This window comes from Arenibacter sp. F26102, assembly GCF_023015865.1.
Classification (GTDB): domain Bacteria; phylum Bacteroidota; class Bacteroidia; order Flavobacteriales; family Flavobacteriaceae; genus Arenibacter.
Genome location: NZ_JALKBC010000003.1, coordinates 61,360 through 79,702 on the forward strand (window position 1 = coordinate 61,360; position 18,343 = coordinate 79,702).

Below are 18,343 nucleotides of genomic sequence, written 5' to 3' on the forward strand. Positions count from 1 at the left end.
CTGAATTGAAGAATAAGACCAACGATTAGCTATTGCGTTAATATTTGCTTTGATGGCACCCTTTTTGATCCAAATTTTTCACTAATCTTGCGATCGAATTAAAGATATAAAAATGAAAAAAATATTTAGTGTATTAGCAGTTGTAGCAATAACAATGGTTGCGGCAAACGCCCAATCAATTTCCAAAAATGCCCTAGGGTTAAGATTAGGCGACAATGACGGTTTTGGTGGAGAAATTTCCTATCAAGCACGCTTAAGCAATACCCATAGATTGGAACTAGACTTAGGCTGGAGAGATGGCAAAAATTATGACGGATTTAAACTTGCCGGCTTGCACCAATGGGTATGGAATATTGAAAATGGCTTTAATTGGTATGTTGGTCTTGGCGGTGGTATTGGATCTTTTAGTTTTAATGACAATAAAAACTTTAATGACGGTAATGACTATACCGATACTTTTGTTTTTGGCGCAGGAGATATAGGTATTGAATACAACTTTGATATTCCTTTATTGATTTCTTTAGACTTTAGGCCGGAAATAGCTTTTGGTGATGAACGTTATAACAACAACGATTTAGGTTTGGATATTGCCCTTGGATTAAGATATCAATTTTAAATCATATGAATCCTGGAATCAAAATATTTGATTCCAGGATTTTTTTAATCACACCGCTTTATCTCAAAACTTAAATAGGAATAATCCCTTTTTCAAATATTGTATGGCTGGCGGCCGCAATAGTTGATTTTATTCCTCATTTCCAATTATTAGTGCTCTCCTGTTAGACCTTCGCAGGTTTAGTAAACCAAGACAATACACCCTCCGTAATATTTCAATCTCTTCTTAAATTTATTTTCTGGTATAGGAAATTTCCCAATAGCACCAAAAGGCAATAGCTAATGCCTTTATTAATAATACTTGTTTGATCATTAGAGTTTGTCTTTAAAGTTTTTTAAATTACTGAAGTAAAATCAGTTAAACTTTTATAAAAATGAAAAAACTGGAAGGACAGCTCGTAATCGTTACTGGTGGAGCAAGAGGAATTGGTGAAGGAATCTGCAAGGTCTTTTGTGACGAGGGCGCCACTGTAGCCTTGTGGGATGTTTTGCAGGATGGCCAACAAACGGCCAATAAAATTACCAAAAATGGAGGTAAAATATTCTTTCAAAAGGTAGATGTCACTAACCAGGAATCCGTTGACCAGGCCGTTGCCAAGATTATATCCAACCACGGAAAAATAGAGGTACTGATCAACAACGCAGGAATTATACGTGACCGTTCTATCCTAAAAATGAGTCGTGAGGAGTGGGATCAGGTAATGCGGGTCAATATAGATTCCCTATACATTACCGCAAAAGCGGTAATACCTCATATGAAGGAGGCCAATTATGGGCGAATAATTTCCGCATCTTCCGTTAATGCCTTCCAAGGCGCCTTCGGGCAAACTAACTATAGCGCCAGTAAAGCTGCCATAGTTGGCTTTACTCATTCTCTATGCAGGGAAGTTGGCAAATACAATATCACCGTAAATGCAGTTGCCCCTGGATTTATTAAAACCGAAATGACGGATTCCATGCCAGAGGATGTAATTCAGGCGGGTATTTCTACGATACCTGTGGGCCGAATAGGCACTCCTGAAGATATGGGGCATGCCTATCTCTTTCTGGCCTCCAAGGAAGCCGGTTTTATTAGCGGGCATACCTTACACGCCAACGGGGGTGCCATGCCAGTGTAATAGAAATAATTAAGATTCTGTAAAAACGAAATTTAAGATACCATAACAAATTCATACTCGTATGGCCTTCCAAGAAAAACCATCATGACAACAAGAATAAAACAGAAATTTGATCTAAAGGATAAAGTAGCCATAGTTACCGGAGCAAGTAAGGGCATTGGCGAATCAATTGCCAGGGGTCTTGCAGAGTATGGTGCCAAAGTCGTTGTTAGTTCCCGAAACCAAGAAGCTGTTGACCAAGTGGCGAATAGTTTTAAAGAAGAAGGGTACGATGCCATAGGGATAGCCTGCCATGTTGGTGATGAAGCCCAATTAAAAAAATTGGTTGATGAAACTGTAAATGCCTATGGTGGAGTGGACATCCTAGTAAACAATGCTGCCACCAATCCATTTTATGGTCCCCTGGACACTATGGAGAATGCCCTATTTGACAAAATAATGGACATAAATGTTAAGGCTCCCTTTCTTTTAGCCAATAAATGTTATCCCATCATGAAAAAAAGAGGAGGCGGAAGTATCATCAACATTGCCTCGGTAGAGGGAATGAAACCTACCTCAGGATTGGCATTATACAGTATGAGCAAGGCAGCGGTAATTATGCTGACCAAAACGCAAGCAGTTGAATGGGGTAAATTCGGTATCCGTTCCAATGCAATTTGTCCAGGTCTTATCAAGACTAAATTTAGCGCTGCCCTTTGGCAAAATGATAAAGTATTGGACCAGGTAACCCGTCATCTGCCCTCAGGGAGAATGGCTGTTCCCGATGAAATGGCTGGACTCGCCTGTTTTTTGGCGTCCGATGCTTCCAGTTACTCCACCGGATCGGTATTTACGGCTGATGGAGGTCATATGATTGCTGGTGGATTCAGTTGAAACATATAAAAAGCTTTGTACATCCCAGCTAACAAAATAATATAGCTATAGACATAATACGATCAAAATGGCAGATGAAAAAGTAACCAATAAGGCCTATTCCACAGAAATTCCAAATCTATCAGATTTGTCTCATTATATAGGCAGAGAGTTAGGATTATCCAATTGGATGACCATAACCCAGGAAATAATCGACGGTTTCGCCAGAACCACGGACGACAACCAATGGATTCATGTCAATCCTGAAAAGTCAGCAAAATATTCACCCTACAAAAAAACGGTGGCTCATGGATTCCTGGTCCTATCCCTAGCCTCTAAGTTCTGCTTTGAAACTCTCAAAATCATGGATATTGCGATGGGAATAAATTATGGATTGGATAAAGTGCGGTTCATGAATGCCACACGAGTGGGCTCCCTACTGAGGGCTCGTGTTTCCCTAATGGAATTTGATCCTTTTGAAGGTGGCGGCAAATACAAATTAAAGCTTGTATTTGAGCTAAAAGGAGAAGAGAAACCGGCCTGCGTTGCAGAATTTATTGCACAGGCGTATTCCGACCCCAATAAAAAGCAAGAAGATGCTGTTACCAACAATAAAACTGCCCAGAGCCTCCAAAAAACCGAAAACAATACTGTACTTTTTGAAAAAGAGGGTGACATCGGAATTATTACTCTCAATAGACCCGAAAGATACAATGCAGTTACAGACGATGTTGTAAACGGAATTACCAATGCCATCAACAAAATTCGCAAAGATGATGACATTCGCGCAGTTGTAATTTCTGGTGCGGGAAAAGGATTTTGTGCCGGTGCGGATATGGCTGTCTTCGGTCAAATTACACCTGAGGAAGGCCGTGCTTATATCACCAAAACCTACCTACCCCTAATGCGTACTCTTTTTACACTTCGCAAGCCAATTATCGGGGCAATAAACGGAACTGCTGCCGGTGTAGGGGCTTCTATTGCATTAGCCTGCGATTTTAGGGTAATGTCCCAAAACAGTGCTTTGTTGTATGCCTTTATCAATATTGGCTTGGGGCCCGACGGTGGTGGTAGCTGGCTTTTGGCCAGACAAGTGGGGTATAGTAAAGCCCTGCAAATAGCAGTAGAGGGTAAGAAAGTCGGGGCTCAGGAATGTTTAAGTCTTGGCCTCGCGAATAAATTGGTAGAGGATGATGCCGATTTACTTTCAACCACTAAAGCCTGGGCCCACGAATTGGCCAAACGCCCTACTCTGGCGGTGGGTATCACTAAAGAAGATATGTTCTATGCTATGGGTCATGATTTATATGAAACCATTGCTTTCGAGGCCGACAAACAAGTCACCACTTTTGGTAGTTACGATTTTGCAGAAGGTGTAAGTGCCTTTTTGGAAAAACGTCCCACTAAATTTATTGGCAAATAGCAAATTCAGAATATGGGTAGGTATCAAGATAAATAAACCAAGGTGGTATTTAATAGGGAGTGGAATTTTTCAAAAAAAGAAATAGATGCAATTCGAACTAATAAAAAGTAAGATCAATGCCTTTGTTAAGGAGGAACTTTTTCCATTGGAACCCTGGATTTTAAATTGTAGCTGGGATGAAAAACTTCCAAAACTCAATGAACTCCGTCAAAAAGTAAAGGACCGCGGACTTTGGCTACCTCAGATTCCAAAGGAATACGGGGGTTTAGGGCTGTCCAATACCCAGCACGGGGAAATCAGCGAAATTTTAGGTGCCAGTCCCTACGGACATTATTGTTTTAATTGTCAGGCCCCTGACGCAGGCAACATGGAAATATTGATCGAATTCGGAACCAAGGATCAAAAAGAGGCATACCTCTACCCTCTTCTCGCCGGCGATATTAGAAGTTGTTTCGCCATGACCGAACCGGATTTTGCTGGCTCCAATCCCGTTAATATGGGGACAATGGCGTTTAAAAAGGATGGCAATTATATAATAAACGGTCATAAATGGTTTACAACAGGTTTTGATGGGGCCACCTTTGCCATTGTAATGTTGGTAACCAATCCAGAAGCTTCGGAACCGCATAAAAAGGCTAGTCAAATTATTGTCCCCACCAATACCACTGGTATCGATTTCATTAGAAACATTCCCGTTATGGGCCATTCCGGCAGTGGTTGGGAGAGTCATTCCGAAATTAAATTCCAAGATGTAATAGTACCACAGACCAATCTACTGGGTGCTGAAGGTGGGGGATTTTCCATCGCCCAAAACCGATTGGGGCCAGGCCGCATTCATCATTGCATGCGATGGATGGGTATTTGCGAGCGATCTTTTGATCTAATGTGTAAACGTGCCGTTTCTAGGGAATTGGCCCATGGCAAAACATTGGCAGATAAACAGACCGTTCAAAACTGGATTGCCGAATCCAGAGCAGAAATTAATGCCGCCCGATTATTGATTCAGGATGCTGCAAAAAAGATAGATGCACAAGGAGCTTACAAAACAAGAAAGGAGATATCAACAATAAAGTTTTATTGCGCCAACGTGCTACAAAGAGTAGTTGATCGGGCCATTCAGGTCCATGGTGCCTTGGGACTTACGGACGATACCATTTTGGCTTTCTATTACAGGCATGAGCGGGCCGCCCGAATTTATGATGGTGCGGACGAGGTACACAAAAGCAGTTTGGCTAGACAAATTTTGAAAGATTATAGAACATAAGAACCAATAGGTTTTAATAACCTGCTTGGTCCAGAAAATCCAATAAGCATGGTGAACACTTGGAACGATAAATCAGCAACGGTCCGTAAAGGGGAGGAATTACCCATAGATAATTTGAAATCCTATTTAAACCAATTCCTATCCCTTGATGGTGACATAGAGACATCCCAATTTCCAAGTGGCTATTCCAACCTAACATATCTGTTGCAAATAGGAAATACGGAATATGTCCTTAGAAGACCTCCTATTGGTGCCAATGTAAAATCTGGTCACGATATGAAGCGGGAGTACGACATATTAACGGCCTTAAAACCAAATTACGGCAAAGTACCAGCCCCTATTCTTTATTGTGATGATGAATCTATTTTAGGTTGTCCTTTCTACCTGATGGAGCGTATGAAAGGTGTTATATTGAGAGCAGATATGCCTATTGATATGATTCCGGACCCAAACCTAATGCTAGGCATCTCAAAAAGTTTTGTGGATACCTTGGTAGACCTACACAAGCTGGACGTTAGGGAAATTGGATTGGATGATTTTGGCAAACCAGAAGGGTATATGCAACGTCAGATTGAAGGTTGGACCAAACGTTATTACAAATCCAAAACGGATGAAATACCAAGAATTGAAGCTACGGCCAAATGGTTGGGCCAGAATATGCCTAAGAAATCCAAAACCTATTCCCTGATCCACAACGATTTTAAATACGACAATTTGGTACTGGATCCCCAGGATTGGACCAAAGTAAATGCAGTACTGGATTGGGAAATGGCTACCATCGGAAATCCGTTGATGGATCTGGGAACCACTTTGGGATATTGGGTAAACCCTAATGACCCAGACTTCATGAAGGCCTTAAACCTAACCCCAACCCATCTGCCAGGTAATCTTTCCAGAGAAGAGGTGGTGCATCTATACAGTCAAAAAAGTGGGCAAGCAGTAAACGATGTTATATTTTATTATGTCTATGGACTATTCAAAATAGCCGTAATCATCCAACAAATATTCTTTCGCTATAAAAAAGGATTTACTCAGGACCAGCGCTTTGCAAAACTTATAGATGGGGTAACCCTACTTGGGGAAATATCGCATATGGCCATAGCCAAAAAACGTTTGGACAATCTATTTTGAACTAAAACAGGTTTCATTAATACCTAAAATCTTTTTTTATTATCTTCCAACCCATATAAACTTTAGACCCTTCCATGACCAAATCCAAACACGCAGGAAATCAATTTCTTAGAATTCTAATGACCCTTATGTTCATTGCCTCTTTTTACAGCAATAGCTACAGCCAGGAAAATTTAGGCAAAACCCCCAATTTCATCATCATTTTTGCGGACGATCTGGGTTATGGCGACCTGGGTGTTTATGGTCATCCCACCATTAAAACACCGCATTTGGATAAAATGGCGGCCGAAGGCCAAAAATGGACCAATTTCTATGTGGGGGCCAGTGTATGTACCCCTAGTAGGGCAGCCTTATTAACCGGTCGGTTACCCGTAAGAAGCGGAATGGCAAGTGATACAAAAAGGGTGTTGTTCCCAAACTCTAAATATGGTTTACCAAGCTCGGAAATAACCCTGGCAGAACAATTAAAAAAAGTTGGCTATAGTACGGCTTGTGTTGGCAAGTGGCATTTAGGCCATAAGGAGGAATACCTGCCTACCAAAAATGGTTTTGATTATTATTTTGGCATCCCCTACTCCAACGACATGGATTTTGTAGGCGACCGAACAAAATTTAAGGAGGCCAGAGGAAATTTACCCACAGAAAATTTTAATGTTCCCTTGATGCGGAATACGGAAATAATAGAAAGGCCCGCCAATCAAAATACCATCACCAAAAGATATGCCGAGGAAACTATTTCTTTCATCAAAAAAAATAAGGACAATCCTTTCTTTGTTTACTTGGCGCACAATCTACCCCACATACCCCTATTTGCCTCAGAAGACTTTTTAGGCAAAAGTAAAAGGGGTATTTATGGAGATGTATTGGAGGAAATTGATCATGGCATAGGCAAAATTATTGCTACCCTAAAAGAAGAGGGATTGGACAAGAATACGATTGTGGTATTTACCTCGGATAATGGCCCTTGGCTTTCCTATGGGGTTAATGGCGGTAGTGCAGGCTTATTAAAGGCCGGAAAAGGTATGACCTGGGAAGGTGGCATGCGGGAACCCTGCATATTTTGGTCACCTACCAACATTAAGCCAGCTGTGATATCCGAATTGGGCACCACCATGGACCTTTTCTCTACCTTTAGTGCCTTGGCCGGTGTACCCATGCCCAAGGACAGGATTATGGATGGCTTTGACATTAGTGGCACCTTATTAAAAAACGAACCAACTCAAAGAAAAGGTGTTTTCTATTATAGGGGAACACAATTATATGCTGCCCGACTTGGAGATTACAAAGCGCATTATATTACCGAAGGTTCCTATGGGCAATTTGGTAAAAAGGAAATACATAATCCACCAATCCTATACAATTTGAGTGTGGATCCATCCGAAAACTTTGATTTGGGGGCTAGTCACCCAGAAATTATTGCCGAAATTGATCTTATGGTCATGGAGCACCAATCCAATTTAGTAAAAGGCAAGGACCAACTGGTGGATATAGAATAAATAATTATAAGGAAACAACCCTATAGTGTAATGGAAACTTGGTCTATGGTATTTTTAGGCTAAGCCTCTACGATAGATTCCAGCTCCTCTGGTCTACTGGTCCGCTTACCAGCTATTATACTTAAAATCAGAATCTGTGTAGCATGAAATATCATAAGCGGCAGCAGAATAATGCCTACGGAAGCCATATTGCCGAATAGAATTTTGGAAAATACGGTACCGTGCACCAAAGATTTTTTTGTGCCACAAAATTGGGCGGTAATCTGGTCCTCCGTATTAAATTTCATTTTGTTGGCTACAAAACCGGTTAAATAAAATACCATATAAAACAATACCAACACTGCAAAAAAGAGAATCAATAGATCCATTATAGATATTGAACCAAATATATTTCCCTCGAAGGATCCCGCAAAACTTTTATAAATGATTAGCAAAATAATGGATTTATCAAACAGGGTTAACCGCTTATTATATCTTTGTGCAAATTCTCCTAAGAAACGCTGAAGAAGAATTCCCAATACTACCGGTAAAATTATTTGCACCATTAGTTTTGTATAGATTTCCGTAAAATCAAAATCTGCCTGTCCCGTCTGCACAAAGAGTCCCATCCAAAGTGGAGTTACGGCGATTCCTATAATACCTGAAATACTGGCATTGAAAATTGCGGCTGGGATATTACCATTGGCCATAGAGACCATAACCACTGAGGAAGAAACGGTAGACGGCAAGGCTGCCAAAAAAAAGAAGGCCAACCAAAGTATCTCCTGCTCTTCATTTTGCAAAACTGGATGAAAAGCCAAAACAATAAGGGGAAAAACAATAAAGGTTGTAGCCTGTACCAACAGATGCAATTTCCAATTTTTAAGACCCGATTTTATTTTGGAAGGACTCAATTTAAGTCCGTAAAAAAAGAAAATCAAGAAAATGCCCATAGCACTAATCGTATCGATTGGAATAACACTATCTGATGCGCCCCATTCCGGAAAAAAATAAGCTATCCCAATTACCGCTATAATGGACAGGACAAACCCATCGATCTTAAAGTTCATAATAAATCTGTTTTTTGCCCATAGTCCAAAACGACAGTTGAAGAAATAATATTATATAAATGACCTACCATCACTCTAAATCCGAATTTATACAACTCTGCCTTCAAACCGGCAACCATTAAGGCAGCAAAATTAAGATATAATTTAAGACTTTATAAAAAGATCTGCTAGTATAAATTTAATAATGCCATAGATCCTAAATACGGAATGGTCCTGAAGTGACAATCAATGAATTTTCAAAACCTTGGCCCCCCTTATATGGTGTTCCTTCATTTCAAAGAGTGCCTTATTGGCTTCCTCCAAAGAATATAGCTGAACTTCTGGTGTGATGGAAGCTTTTGCGGCAAGTATTAGAAAATTCTCGACATCCTTAACTGTTAGATTGGCAACCGACTTAATTTCCTTTTCCATCCACAACTGATCTTGATAATTTAGGTTTTGGAGGTAGCTCTTATCTTTTTCCTCTTTGCGAATAGCATTGATTACCAACCTACCTCCCTTCTTAAGGTTAGTAAGTGCCTCTAATACTGGTTTCCAGGCCGGGGTGGTATCAATGATACTGTCCAGTTTCTCTGGGGAGGCATTTGCTGTATCCCCGGCCCAGAATGCCCCCAACTCCATAGCAAAGGACCTTTCTTCCAATTTCCTTGCAAAAACATATATTTTGGTATTGGGATAGGAGTACCTAAGCATTTTAAGGACGAGGTGTGCGGAAGCCCCAAATCCTGTAAGACCCACATGGTCACCATCCTTTATTTGAGCAAGCTGTACGGACCTATATCCTATGGCTCCAGCACATAGAAGAGGTGCTGCCTCGCTATCCGAAAAAAAATCGGGGATACGATGTGCATATTTTTCATCTACAGTCATATACTCGGCATAACCCCCATTAACATCCTTTCCCGTGGCTATAAAACGATCACATAGGTTTTCCCTACCCTCCATACAAAATTCACAAAAGCCGCAGGCAGAATAGATCCAGGCAACCCCTACTCGATCACCATTCTTAAATTTGGTTACCTCTAGTCCCAATTTATCTACAATCCCCACCACCTGATGCCCCGGAACCACAGGGAAAGTTATTGGGGATATTCTACCCTCTATTTCGTCCAGCTCGGTATGGCAAACTCCACAAACCGAAACCTTGATCCGTATTTGATTTTCTTGAGGTTCGGGCATTGGAATATTTACCAAATCCAAAGGAAACCTAATATCCCTTAAATCCTTTATACCATTCAAAATCATTGCTTTCATCCTAACCGATCATTATTATTAAAATCCCTTTTCTCAATTTCAGAATTTAGTTCTACAGGAATAACGGTCCTGTACTTACATTTCCTAAGGTTATTCAAATTACACCCCTGTTTATTTTCATGATTTACAGATTTTATTCGGAAACATTATAAGCTATATCCACAACCCTAAACTTCCCATAGACAAATTCTCCTTCAGGGTAATGCCATATACCTTCACCATAGGTAGGTAATAAGTAGCCGTTTACATTTTTATAGGCACTTACAGGAGTGGAAAACGGAAAAGCTTTCATTTCCGAAACAGAATAGCGGTCATTGGAAACAAAATTTACCAGCTGCCCCTTTTCATTAAAATATAAAATGGCCGATATAGAAGTTCCATTATTATCAAAAGTGGCCCTTGCGCTTTGGGCATCCAAGGTTTCCCATGTTATTCTATGATCTATTAAGGCTGCCGGGGCAAATAAACATAGATCGTTAAAAAAGGTAACTGTTTCGGTAGGGTATAATTCCGGTTCCTCCAAGTCCACCACTGAAAAAAGTGAAAGGAGTTTTATTCGCATATTCGCCATTTCGTTAGTATACTTGTGATAGCCAAAGGTGGGCAGGCCCATTACCCTGGCCTTCATAAAAAACAAGCGCATAGGAGAAGGCATAAAATTGTACTGTTCCGATGTAAAAAAAAACCAATCCTTGCCCTTGTCCCGCATTTCCCCTTTAAACACAATTTTCATATTGTAAACCTTAGGCTTTCCTACAGCTCCCACATACGCCAGATATTTTTGAACACACATCGGCAAAGGTTCCAAATCTTTCTCATTGAGAATTTCTTGAATTGGAACCACTGCCTTCAGGGCAGCATCAACATCCTTTGTATAACTCCCTTCAAATGCCAAATTACATTGACTTACAATGACCGCAATCAAAATAATGGCGTTCGCAATAGTCCCATATTTGGCATCGGCCCAGCCAGTAACAATTAAGCTTTGGGAAATAACCACCGAGACAATACCAAGTAAAGACCACCAGTCTTTTTTTAAAACAAATCCTAGTGTTGTAGCAATAAAAAGTAAAGCCGACACGAACCATAGTATTCCCATTGGCCTGGAAATTTCTTTAGTAAACTGCGATATGCTTCCAAATTGGTAAGCCTTTGTAAAACCCACAATATGAATGAGGCCGTGAACAATCATTAACAATGCCAACGCAATACGCATATACTACACCATTTAATTTAATAGTAAATAAATTGCTTCAGGTTTCACTTCTATTAGCTGGAAATACTTGGCATTGGCCTAAATGTTTATAATCCTACATCCTGAAGGCCAAAATCATTAGGTCCAATCATTTACAATTTCCAAAAGTGACCCTAGAAAGAACTACTACAAACAAATGGGTACGGTAATCAGATGGGAGTATATTGCTCTTCATATCAAGAGCCCATCAAATTTGCAAGGGATTCACTATCGATTATAAATTCTGTAATGGCAAAGACCTCTTTCCTATTACTGCGAAACTTTTTTACGAAATTCTCGACCTCCTCTTCCAGATGTTCATGCTCGGTCCTAATTATGCCGGCATCTGCTTTATTATGATTTTCAACCATATGGCCCAATGTATTCTTATGTCTTCCAACCTTCTCCAGTAAATCCCTGTTTTTTTTCTTTAAATCGAACAATCCAGCTTTTAGTTCTTTTACCATATCCAAATTCTCAGGCTTGGTAATCCACATAAAATATTTATCTATTAAATGATGTAAAAAACGAAGATCATCACGGTAGAACTCCAGATCCGATTTCCAGTGTTCGGTCAGCACATATAGCTCATACCATGGCCCTTCCTTAATAAATTGAGCTTCCTTATTGTTTTCCGTGTTTTGCATGATGATTATTTTAAGGATTACATCTCTAAAATTAGGTAGTATATAGGTCTTTGAAAATGATTTAAATCATTTGGAATTTTGATCAGTATGACAATGGTCATTGGCAACGTGGGAATATTGATTTAGTTTCAAGAGCGCAATTCAAATCATTATAAAATGAAAACCATTCTTTACGCTACAGACTATTCCCTTAATTCGGTCGCTGCCTTAAAGTTGGCCCATCTTATGACAAAGAAATTCGATGCCAATTTGATGGTAATGCACGTTTTTGATATCCCAATACCCCTGAGCACAGTCTCAGTAAGTCATTTGAAAAAAGAAAAGAGGTTACTTACCGAAAACTATACCAGGTTGAAAAACTTCTGTACTGAACATCTCGGAGACACTTGGGAAGGCTGCAATATTACTTTTGCGGCAGAAGAAAACGCTTCCGTGCCGAATGGAATATTGGAAAAAGCACTACACCTCGATGCCGACCTTATAGTTGTAGGGACTAAAGGGACTAGCGCCCTAAAGGAATTTATCCTAGGAAGTGCTACCACCGCCTTGGTCAAAAAGGCACCTTGCGCCGTTTTGGCGGTACCCGAAACTTCTGAACTGGAAATCTTTAAAACCATGGTCTATGCCACAGATTTTGAACAGGCCGATATTTTTGCCATCAATAAATTTGTGAAAATCGCCAATATTTTCAACGCTGATTTAAGGATCGTACATATTTCCTCGAAAGAGGAATATGCAGGAGATCAACAGATGGAATGGTTTAAAGACATGCTTCTTCAAAAAGTGAAGTATGAGAAAATAACTTTCGATTTAATATTCTCCGATCAAATTTTTGAGGAATTAAACAGGTACTTGGATAAAACGGAAACCAACCTATTTGCCATGCTGGAAAGAAAGGACAACTCCTTTGTTCAAAGATACCTGAAAAAAGATTTGGTAAAAAAAATGGTATCGAATATTACCATACCCCTCCTAAGTTTCAACGCTGCCGGCTTATAATCTGTAATGTCAACCCCTTTGCTCCAAGGCATGGTTAAGAGTAGAAGTTTCATTATCCTTGCATGGACTTGGGGCCAGTTTCTTGTTCTATTACCTTTTAGACGGTCTTTCCTAGGGTGTCCCTTAATAATTTCCCTAAAAAATCATCCTAAATAACTATATCTGTAGTTTTTTTTTAAATTCTTATCTACTGTCATCACCCATTAAATAAAGCCCCACCAAATCCCACCTCTAGTTATTTAAAATAATTCTAAATAATTTTGGTCAATATAATTATCCATTCTATTTTAGCGCTTTATTTATAGCCAGTCTAAATTAAAATAGAATGAAAAAAATTCTCTTATTTTGCCATTTGTTGGTCACAACTGCCATTTGCGCACAGAACTATGGCACTGTAAGCGGTACTATAGTTGATAGTGAAAACAATCCTGTTTCTTTTGCCAATGTATTCATAGAAAACCTGAAAAAAGGCGGTATGGCCGATGAGTTTGGCCAATATACCTTAACCGAAATACCCTATGGCGAATGGCAGATTAAAGTTAGTTCGGTTGGATTTAGAACTATAAAATTTGCTTTGAACCTGTCCTCTTCCCAAATCAGCAATCTGGTTATTAAACTGAATATGGACAATGCCCTCAGCGAAGTAGAGGTATTTGGAAGACGAATGTCGCACCCAGACAAGATTGAAGCCCTTACCCGCCTGCCATTGGAACCTTACGAACAGATACAGAGCATTTCCGTAATTTCTGAAAAATTGATTAGCAACCAAGGAGCGCTCACCATTTCGGAAGCTACCAAAAATGTCCCAGGCGTATATACCTTCGCCACCTATGGCAACAAGCGCGAGAGCATGTCGTCACGTGGTTTTAGAGGAATACCCATCCTAAAAAACGGGGTAAGGGTACATTCCGATTTTAGGGGCGTGGGAATATTAACCGATATGCAGGGGGTAGATAATATTCAGGTATTGAAAGGGGCAGCTTCAATTACACAAGGAGTAGCAACAGATTTAGGAAGTCCGGGAGGGGTTATCAATATCGTAACCAAAACCCCTATATACCAATTTGGAGGTGCGGTTACCCAACGCTTTGGTAGTTTTGGGCAGGTAAGGCCTACCTTCGATATTTATGGCCCAATAGATGACAATCAGTCTGTGGCCTTCCGTATCAACGGTGCCTTGGAACGTGCAGATAGCTTCCGTGACGGAATCAGCTCAGAACGTATATATATTAATCCTTCATTACAATGGAAAATAGACGATAGAACCAAAATTACCATGGAGTTCGACTATTTTGATGACAGTAGAACCCCAGATGTAGGTACCGTAAATCTAGCCGCCAACGAGGTCAATGCCATTTACGATCTTCCCAGAGATCAATTTCTAGGATATGAAAACGACCGCTCCCTTACCAAAAACACCACTTATTCCCTTCGGTTCGATAGACAACTCAACGATAAACTTACCCTAAAGACTGCTTTTTATAAATCCCATCTAAAACTGAACGACAAAGGAGCCAGCCTTGGAAGTGTAGTTACTATAGACGATGTGGAGCAATACAATCTGCGAGCCAGAGGATACTCTACCTCTACCCGATCTGATGATAACGGCGTTTTACAAGTGGATCTTATAGGTGATGATTTTAAAACCGGAAACATAAAACATACCTTTCAGGTGGGGTTCGACTATCGTACTTCCAAGTATAGCACTACGAGTCAGTCTCTAAGCGCAATAGATACCATCAATGTTTTTGAGAACAATTCAAATACTCTACCCAATGTAGCACTTACCAGTGGCGATCCGGCAGCGGCGGAAAGCAAATCCTTTGGCCTTGTGGCACAGGACGTGGTTTCATGGACAGATTGGTTCAAGACTTTTTTGGGAATTAGATATAGTACTACAGAAACCATCACCGATTTAGAAAATAACAAAAGTGATGCCTTTAGTCCCCTTGGCGGTATTATTGTTAATCCCTATAAGAACATTAACGTTTTTGCCTCCTATACGAATAGTGCCTATCCAAGAACGGCCGCTCGCCTAGGTGTAGATGGCGAAGCTTTGGGGAATGAACGTTTTGACCAATTGGAAGCAGGTGTAAAAACCAGCTGGTTTACAGACCGACTAAGGTTTAATCTTACCCTTTTTAAAATCAACAACAAGAACATTAATTTACCGGTGTATGACGAAAACTGGGTAGCAACAGGTTTTTACCAAAAGGGTGGTAACGATCAAAGGCAGGGACTGGAAGTGGAACTCACAGGACGTATCCTGGAAAACTTAACTGCGGTTGCAGGCTATTCCTACATTGACGCACAGTACAAGGAACACACCTCTTATGTATATGGTTCTGCACCGTTGAATACCCCTAAACACACCGCAAATGTTTATTTGGACTATAAATTTGAAGGCATGCTAGAAGGACTTTCCTTGGGCGGTGGCGTATACTACACAGGAGAAAGACCTATAAACGATTGGTCGTCAGGGGCTGTAACCCACGAAGGTATAGTACCCAATGAAAAGCCCTTCAATGTTGAAGCTTATACCTTGACCAACCTTCAGGCAGGATATAGGTTCAATAATCATTGGGATGTTAGGCTAATGGCGAACAATATTTTTGATCAAATAGGATACAATGCCTATCGTACCAGCTATATTAACCAGACCGATCCCAGATCATTTGCGGGGATATTACGATATACACTTTAACAATTTACAATTCTTGAATTATGACCAAAAAAGTTAAGAAATATACTTTTAGAAAGTTTATAAACGATGCGCATCTCTGGCTGGGGATAGGCAGTGGGATTATTTTATTCCTTGTCTGTTTAAGTGGTACTGTATTGACTTTTGAAGAGGAAATTAAAGATCTCTTTGTCAAAGATTTCGTTGTTGCAGATGCTTCTGGAAGCCCTCTTTCCCTTATGGAACTAAAGGAGACCTTGTCCAAGGAAGGGATTGTAAGCAATGTCACCATACCGGCAGTTAGGGATGAAGCACTAAAGTTCAGCGTAAAAACTTCACCACAGGAGAGAAGGGGTACTACCTACTTTGTAGATCCATTTTCAGGGGAATACCAAAAAGAACAAAAATCTTCATTGGACGGATTCTTTTTAACCATGTTCAAAATGCATAGGTGGTTATTAATGGATATCGAAATTGGTAGACCAATCGTAGGTGTGGCCACCATAATATTTCTCTTGCTGGCAATCAGTGGTATTGTATTATGGTTTCCTAAAAAATTGAAATGGAAGAGCTTTAAACCAGGCTTTAAAATAAAGTTTAAAGCCAATTGGAAACGGATCAACCACGACCTACATAACACACTTGGATTTTACGCCTGTATTTTTTTGGTCATCATGTCGCTCACCGGGTTATTCTGGTCCTTTGAATGGTATCGTGATGCAGGGAGCATGGCATTGGGCACCAAGGTTTTCGGCAATCGCGGTGGTGGGCCAAAGTTTGAATCGGCACTAAAGCCAGGTACGACAGAAAAAACCTTTGAAGAGATACTACAGCTTACGTCAGCGGAGTTGGCCTTTGAAGGTGAGACCACAATTACAATACCAGCTACGGACAATGAGGTCTATACCATAACCAAAAACAACAATTCCAGATTTTCACCCGTAATAACCGATAAACTTGTGTGGGATAGGGATGGCACCCTACTGCATAAGGATCTCTTTGCCGATAAGCCCTTGAACGTTCAGATAGCCTCTTTGATCAAACCTATACACATAGGTACTATTTACGGCAGCTTTTCAAAGATTATTTACTTTTTCGCTTGCTTGATCGCTACTAGTTTACCCATTACGGGAACCATTATCTGGATCAACAAACTAAAAATAAAAAAGTCGAAAAGGAAACAACCTGCATTTGTCTAAACCTAATTCCTTGAGGTTTCAACATATTTAAGTAATGATAGGGCCTTTATTGGCCCTTTTCTTTTCCGCCACTCCAACGCAATACAAGATACCCCACCAAACCGGAAATAACTGAGCCTATCAAGATACCCACCTTGGCAGAGTCTATGAGTATTACATTATCTGAAAAGGCGAGGTTGGCAATAAAAATGGACATGGTAAAGCCTACTCCGGCTAAAATAGCTATTCCGGCAACCTGAATAAAGTTTATATCATCTGGCAATAGTGCCAACTTGAGTTTAACACCCAACCAAGACATCAATGTAATCCCAATCAATTTACCAAGAAATAAAGCTATAGCAATATTTATCATCAAAGAGGTATCAAAATCTACATTGGCACTGAAAACCACTCCTGCATTGGCCAAGGCAAAAACCGGCATAATAAAATAAGCTACCCAACCATGAAGGCGATGTTCCAACCGTTGAAGTGGCGATGTAAATTTGTCTGTCAAATCTTCCAGGTCGTCCAAATGTTCTATTTGTTCTTTGGACAGGACAGGAACCTTCTCGATATTAGATCGGGAAATACCTTCGATTATTTTGGATAGGTTCTCCTTAAAATAATTCATATCGATCTTTTGCCGAATAGGTACGGTAAAGGCCACTAGCACGCCGGCTATTGTAGGATGTATACCCGATTTTAAAAATAACAACCAAATAACAAATCCCAGAATTACAGTCAAATATTTGGAATATATACCTTTAAAACCGAGATAAGAAAGTACTAGTAAGGGAATTAAAGAATATAAAATTAAAAGCCAATCAACCCCACCGCTATAAAAAATAGCAATTACCAGAACAGCGCCCAAATCGTCCACTATGGCAAAAGCAGTTAGGAATATTTTTAAACTTAAGGGAACCCTTTTCCCTAAGAGCTGAAGGATTGCCAATGAAAAGGCAATATCCGTTGCCATGGGAATTCCCCATCCCGGAGCCGTTTGGGGCTGATTGTTTAAAAAAAGAAATAAAGCCAGGGGAAAGAGCATTCCCCCCAATGCCGCAAACAATGGAAAAATAGCTTTACGAAGTTCATTAAGCTCACCTATCAGAAGTTCTCTTTTTATTTCCAATCCGATCAAGAAGAAAAATAAGGCCATGAGGCCATCGTTGATCCAAAGAGAAAGTGGTTTCGTAAGCTGAAAAGCGTCAGAGCTGATACCAATTTTATATTGCCAAAGGGAATTGTAAGACTCACTAAACCCAGAATTAGCCCAAAACAGAGCTATGAGTGTGGCACCAAACAAGAGGATACCACTTAAACTCTCGATTTTTACAAATTTTTGAAACGGGGTTAGAATAATTCTTTTAATCATATAATTTAAAAGTGAGTATACGGAAATG

General features: G+C 40.1%; 15 protein-coding genes. 10 read left to right on the forward strand and 5 right to left on the reverse strand.

Annotation, left to right across the window (positions count from 1 at the left end):
* Positions 1–112: 112 nt before the first annotated feature.
* From MWU78_RS04495 to MWU78_RS04525, 7 genes are all read left to right on the forward strand, one after another.
* Complete coding sequence (locus MWU78_RS04495) at positions 113–616, forward strand: porin family protein (RefSeq protein ID WP_246995404.1); 504 nt, start codon at positions 113–115, stop codon at positions 614–616.
* A gap of 373 nt (positions 617–989) precedes the next feature.
* The gene (gene fabG / locus MWU78_RS04500; RefSeq protein ID WP_246995406.1) at positions 990–1,733 is read left to right on the forward strand and encodes a 3-oxoacyl-ACP reductase FabG; all 744 of its coding nucleotides are present in this window, start codon (positions 990–992) and stop codon (positions 1,731–1,733) included.
* A gap of 84 nt (positions 1,734–1,817) precedes the next feature.
* Positions 1,818–2,606, forward strand: coding sequence for a glucose 1-dehydrogenase (locus tag MWU78_RS04505; protein WP_246995408.1), 789 nt, complete (start codon positions 1,818–1,820; stop codon positions 2,604–2,606).
* A 67-nt stretch (positions 2,607–2,673) separates the two neighbouring features.
* Complete coding sequence (locus MWU78_RS04510; RefSeq protein WP_246995410.1) at positions 2,674–4,008, forward strand: enoyl-CoA hydratase-related protein; 1,335 nt, start codon at positions 2,674–2,676, stop codon at positions 4,006–4,008.
* An 85-nt stretch (positions 4,009–4,093) separates the two neighbouring features.
* The gene (locus MWU78_RS04515; RefSeq protein WP_246995412.1) at positions 4,094–5,272 is read left to right on the forward strand and encodes an acyl-CoA dehydrogenase family protein; all 1,179 of its coding nucleotides are present in this window, start codon (positions 4,094–4,096) and stop codon (positions 5,270–5,272) included.
* 48 nt (positions 5,273–5,320) lie between these two features.
* Entirely contained in the window at positions 5,321–6,403 is a 1,083-nt protein-coding gene (locus MWU78_RS04520; protein ID WP_246995414.1) for a phosphotransferase family protein, read from the forward strand.
* A gap of 74 nt (positions 6,404–6,477) precedes the next feature.
* Entirely contained in the window at positions 6,478–7,899 is a 1,422-nt protein-coding gene (locus MWU78_RS04525; protein ID WP_246995417.1) for a sulfatase, read from the forward strand.
* 59 nt (positions 7,900–7,958) lie between these two features.
* On the opposite strand, the gene MWU78_RS04530 is transcribed toward MWU78_RS04525, so the two are convergent.
* The 4 genes from MWU78_RS04530 to MWU78_RS04545 all read right to left on the reverse strand — a co-directional run bounded on the left by MWU78_RS04530 (position 7,959) and on the right by MWU78_RS04545 (position 12,083).
* Positions 7,959–8,948: a bile acid:sodium symporter family protein gene (locus MWU78_RS04530; RefSeq protein ID WP_246995419.1), complete on the reverse strand. Its 990-nt coding sequence runs from the start codon at positions 8,946–8,948 to the stop codon at positions 7,959–7,961.
* 225 nt (positions 8,949–9,173) lie between these two features.
* The gene (locus tag MWU78_RS04535; RefSeq protein WP_246995421.1) at positions 9,174–10,202 is read right to left on the reverse strand and encodes a zinc-dependent alcohol dehydrogenase family protein; all 1,029 of its coding nucleotides are present in this window, start codon (positions 10,200–10,202) and stop codon (positions 9,174–9,176) included.
* A gap of 133 nt (positions 10,203–10,335) precedes the next feature.
* Positions 10,336–11,418 carry a DUF6544 family protein gene (locus tag MWU78_RS04540; RefSeq protein ID WP_246995423.1) on the reverse strand — a complete coding sequence of 361 codons (1,083 nt, stop codon included), beginning with the start codon at positions 11,416–11,418 and terminating at the stop codon, positions 10,336–10,338.
* A 215-nt stretch (positions 11,419–11,633) separates the two neighbouring features.
* Positions 11,634–12,083, reverse strand: coding sequence for a hypothetical protein (locus MWU78_RS04545; RefSeq protein WP_246995425.1), 450 nt, complete (start codon positions 12,081–12,083; stop codon positions 11,634–11,636).
* Positions 12,084–12,239: 156 nt separating this feature from the next.
* On the opposite strand from MWU78_RS04545, the gene MWU78_RS04550 reads away from it, so the two are divergent.
* The 3 genes from MWU78_RS04550 to MWU78_RS04560 all read left to right on the forward strand — a co-directional run bounded on the left by MWU78_RS04550 (position 12,240) and on the right by MWU78_RS04560 (position 16,961).
* A complete protein-coding gene (locus tag MWU78_RS04550) occupies positions 12,240–13,082 on the forward strand; it encodes a universal stress protein (RefSeq protein ID WP_246995427.1) in 843 nt (280 codons plus the stop codon).
* A 325-nt stretch (positions 13,083–13,407) separates the two neighbouring features.
* A complete protein-coding gene (locus MWU78_RS04555) occupies positions 13,408–15,786 on the forward strand; it encodes a TonB-dependent receptor (RefSeq protein ID WP_246995429.1) in 2,379 nt (792 codons plus the stop codon).
* Between the two features lie 20 nt (positions 15,787–15,806).
* Complete coding sequence (locus MWU78_RS04560; RefSeq protein ID WP_246995431.1) at positions 15,807–16,961, forward strand: PepSY-associated TM helix domain-containing protein; 1,155 nt, start codon at positions 15,807–15,809, stop codon at positions 16,959–16,961.
* Positions 16,962–17,007: 46 nt separating this feature from the next.
* On the opposite strand, the gene nhaA is transcribed toward MWU78_RS04560, so the two are convergent.
* Entirely contained in the window at positions 17,008–18,315 is a 1,308-nt protein-coding gene (gene nhaA, locus MWU78_RS04565) for a Na+/H+ antiporter NhaA (RefSeq protein ID WP_246995433.1), read from the reverse strand.
* Between the last annotated feature and the right edge of the window lie 28 nt (positions 18,316–18,343).

Bases quoted from the DNA above. Each gene is read 5' to 3' on its own strand.
- MWU78_RS04495 (WP_246995404.1), top strand. From the start codon at position 113: ATGAAAAAAATATTTAGTGTATTAGCAGTTGTAGCAATAACAATGGTT.
- fabG (WP_246995406.1), top strand. From the start codon at position 990: ATGAAAAAACTGGAAGGACAGCTCGTAATCGTTACTGGTGGAGCAAGA.
- MWU78_RS04505 (WP_246995408.1), top strand. From the start codon at position 1,818: ATGACAACAAGAATAAAACAGAAATTTGATCTAAAGGATAAAGTAGCC.
- MWU78_RS04510 (WP_246995410.1), top strand. From the start codon at position 2,674: ATGGCAGATGAAAAAGTAACCAATAAGGCCTATTCCACAGAAATTCCA.
- MWU78_RS04515 (WP_246995412.1), top strand. From the start codon at position 4,094: ATGCAATTCGAACTAATAAAAAGTAAGATCAATGCCTTTGTTAAGGAG.
- MWU78_RS04520 (WP_246995414.1), top strand. From the start codon at position 5,321: ATGGTGAACACTTGGAACGATAAATCAGCAACGGTCCGTAAAGGGGAG.
- MWU78_RS04525 (WP_246995417.1), top strand. From the start codon at position 6,478: ATGACCAAATCCAAACACGCAGGAAATCAATTTCTTAGAATTCTAATG.
- MWU78_RS04530 (WP_246995419.1), bottom strand. From the start codon at position 8,948: ATGAACTTTAAGATCGATGGGTTTGTCCTGTCCATTATAGCGGTAATT.
- MWU78_RS04535 (WP_246995421.1), bottom strand. From the start codon at position 10,202: ATGAAAGCAATGATTTTGAATGGTATAAAGGATTTAAGGGATATTAGG.
- MWU78_RS04540 (WP_246995423.1), bottom strand. From the start codon at position 11,418: ATGCGTATTGCGTTGGCATTGTTAATGATTGTTCACGGCCTCATTCAT.
- MWU78_RS04545 (WP_246995425.1), bottom strand. From the start codon at position 12,083: ATGCAAAACACGGAAAACAATAAGGAAGCTCAATTTATTAAGGAAGGG.
- MWU78_RS04550 (WP_246995427.1), top strand. From the start codon at position 12,240: ATGAAAACCATTCTTTACGCTACAGACTATTCCCTTAATTCGGTCGCT.
- MWU78_RS04555 (WP_246995429.1), top strand. From the start codon at position 13,408: ATGAAAAAAATTCTCTTATTTTGCCATTTGTTGGTCACAACTGCCATT.
- MWU78_RS04560 (WP_246995431.1), top strand. From the start codon at position 15,807: ATGACCAAAAAAGTTAAGAAATATACTTTTAGAAAGTTTATAAACGAT.
- nhaA (WP_246995433.1), bottom strand. From the start codon at position 18,315: ATGATTAAAAGAATTATTCTAACCCCGTTTCAAAAATTTGTAAAAATC.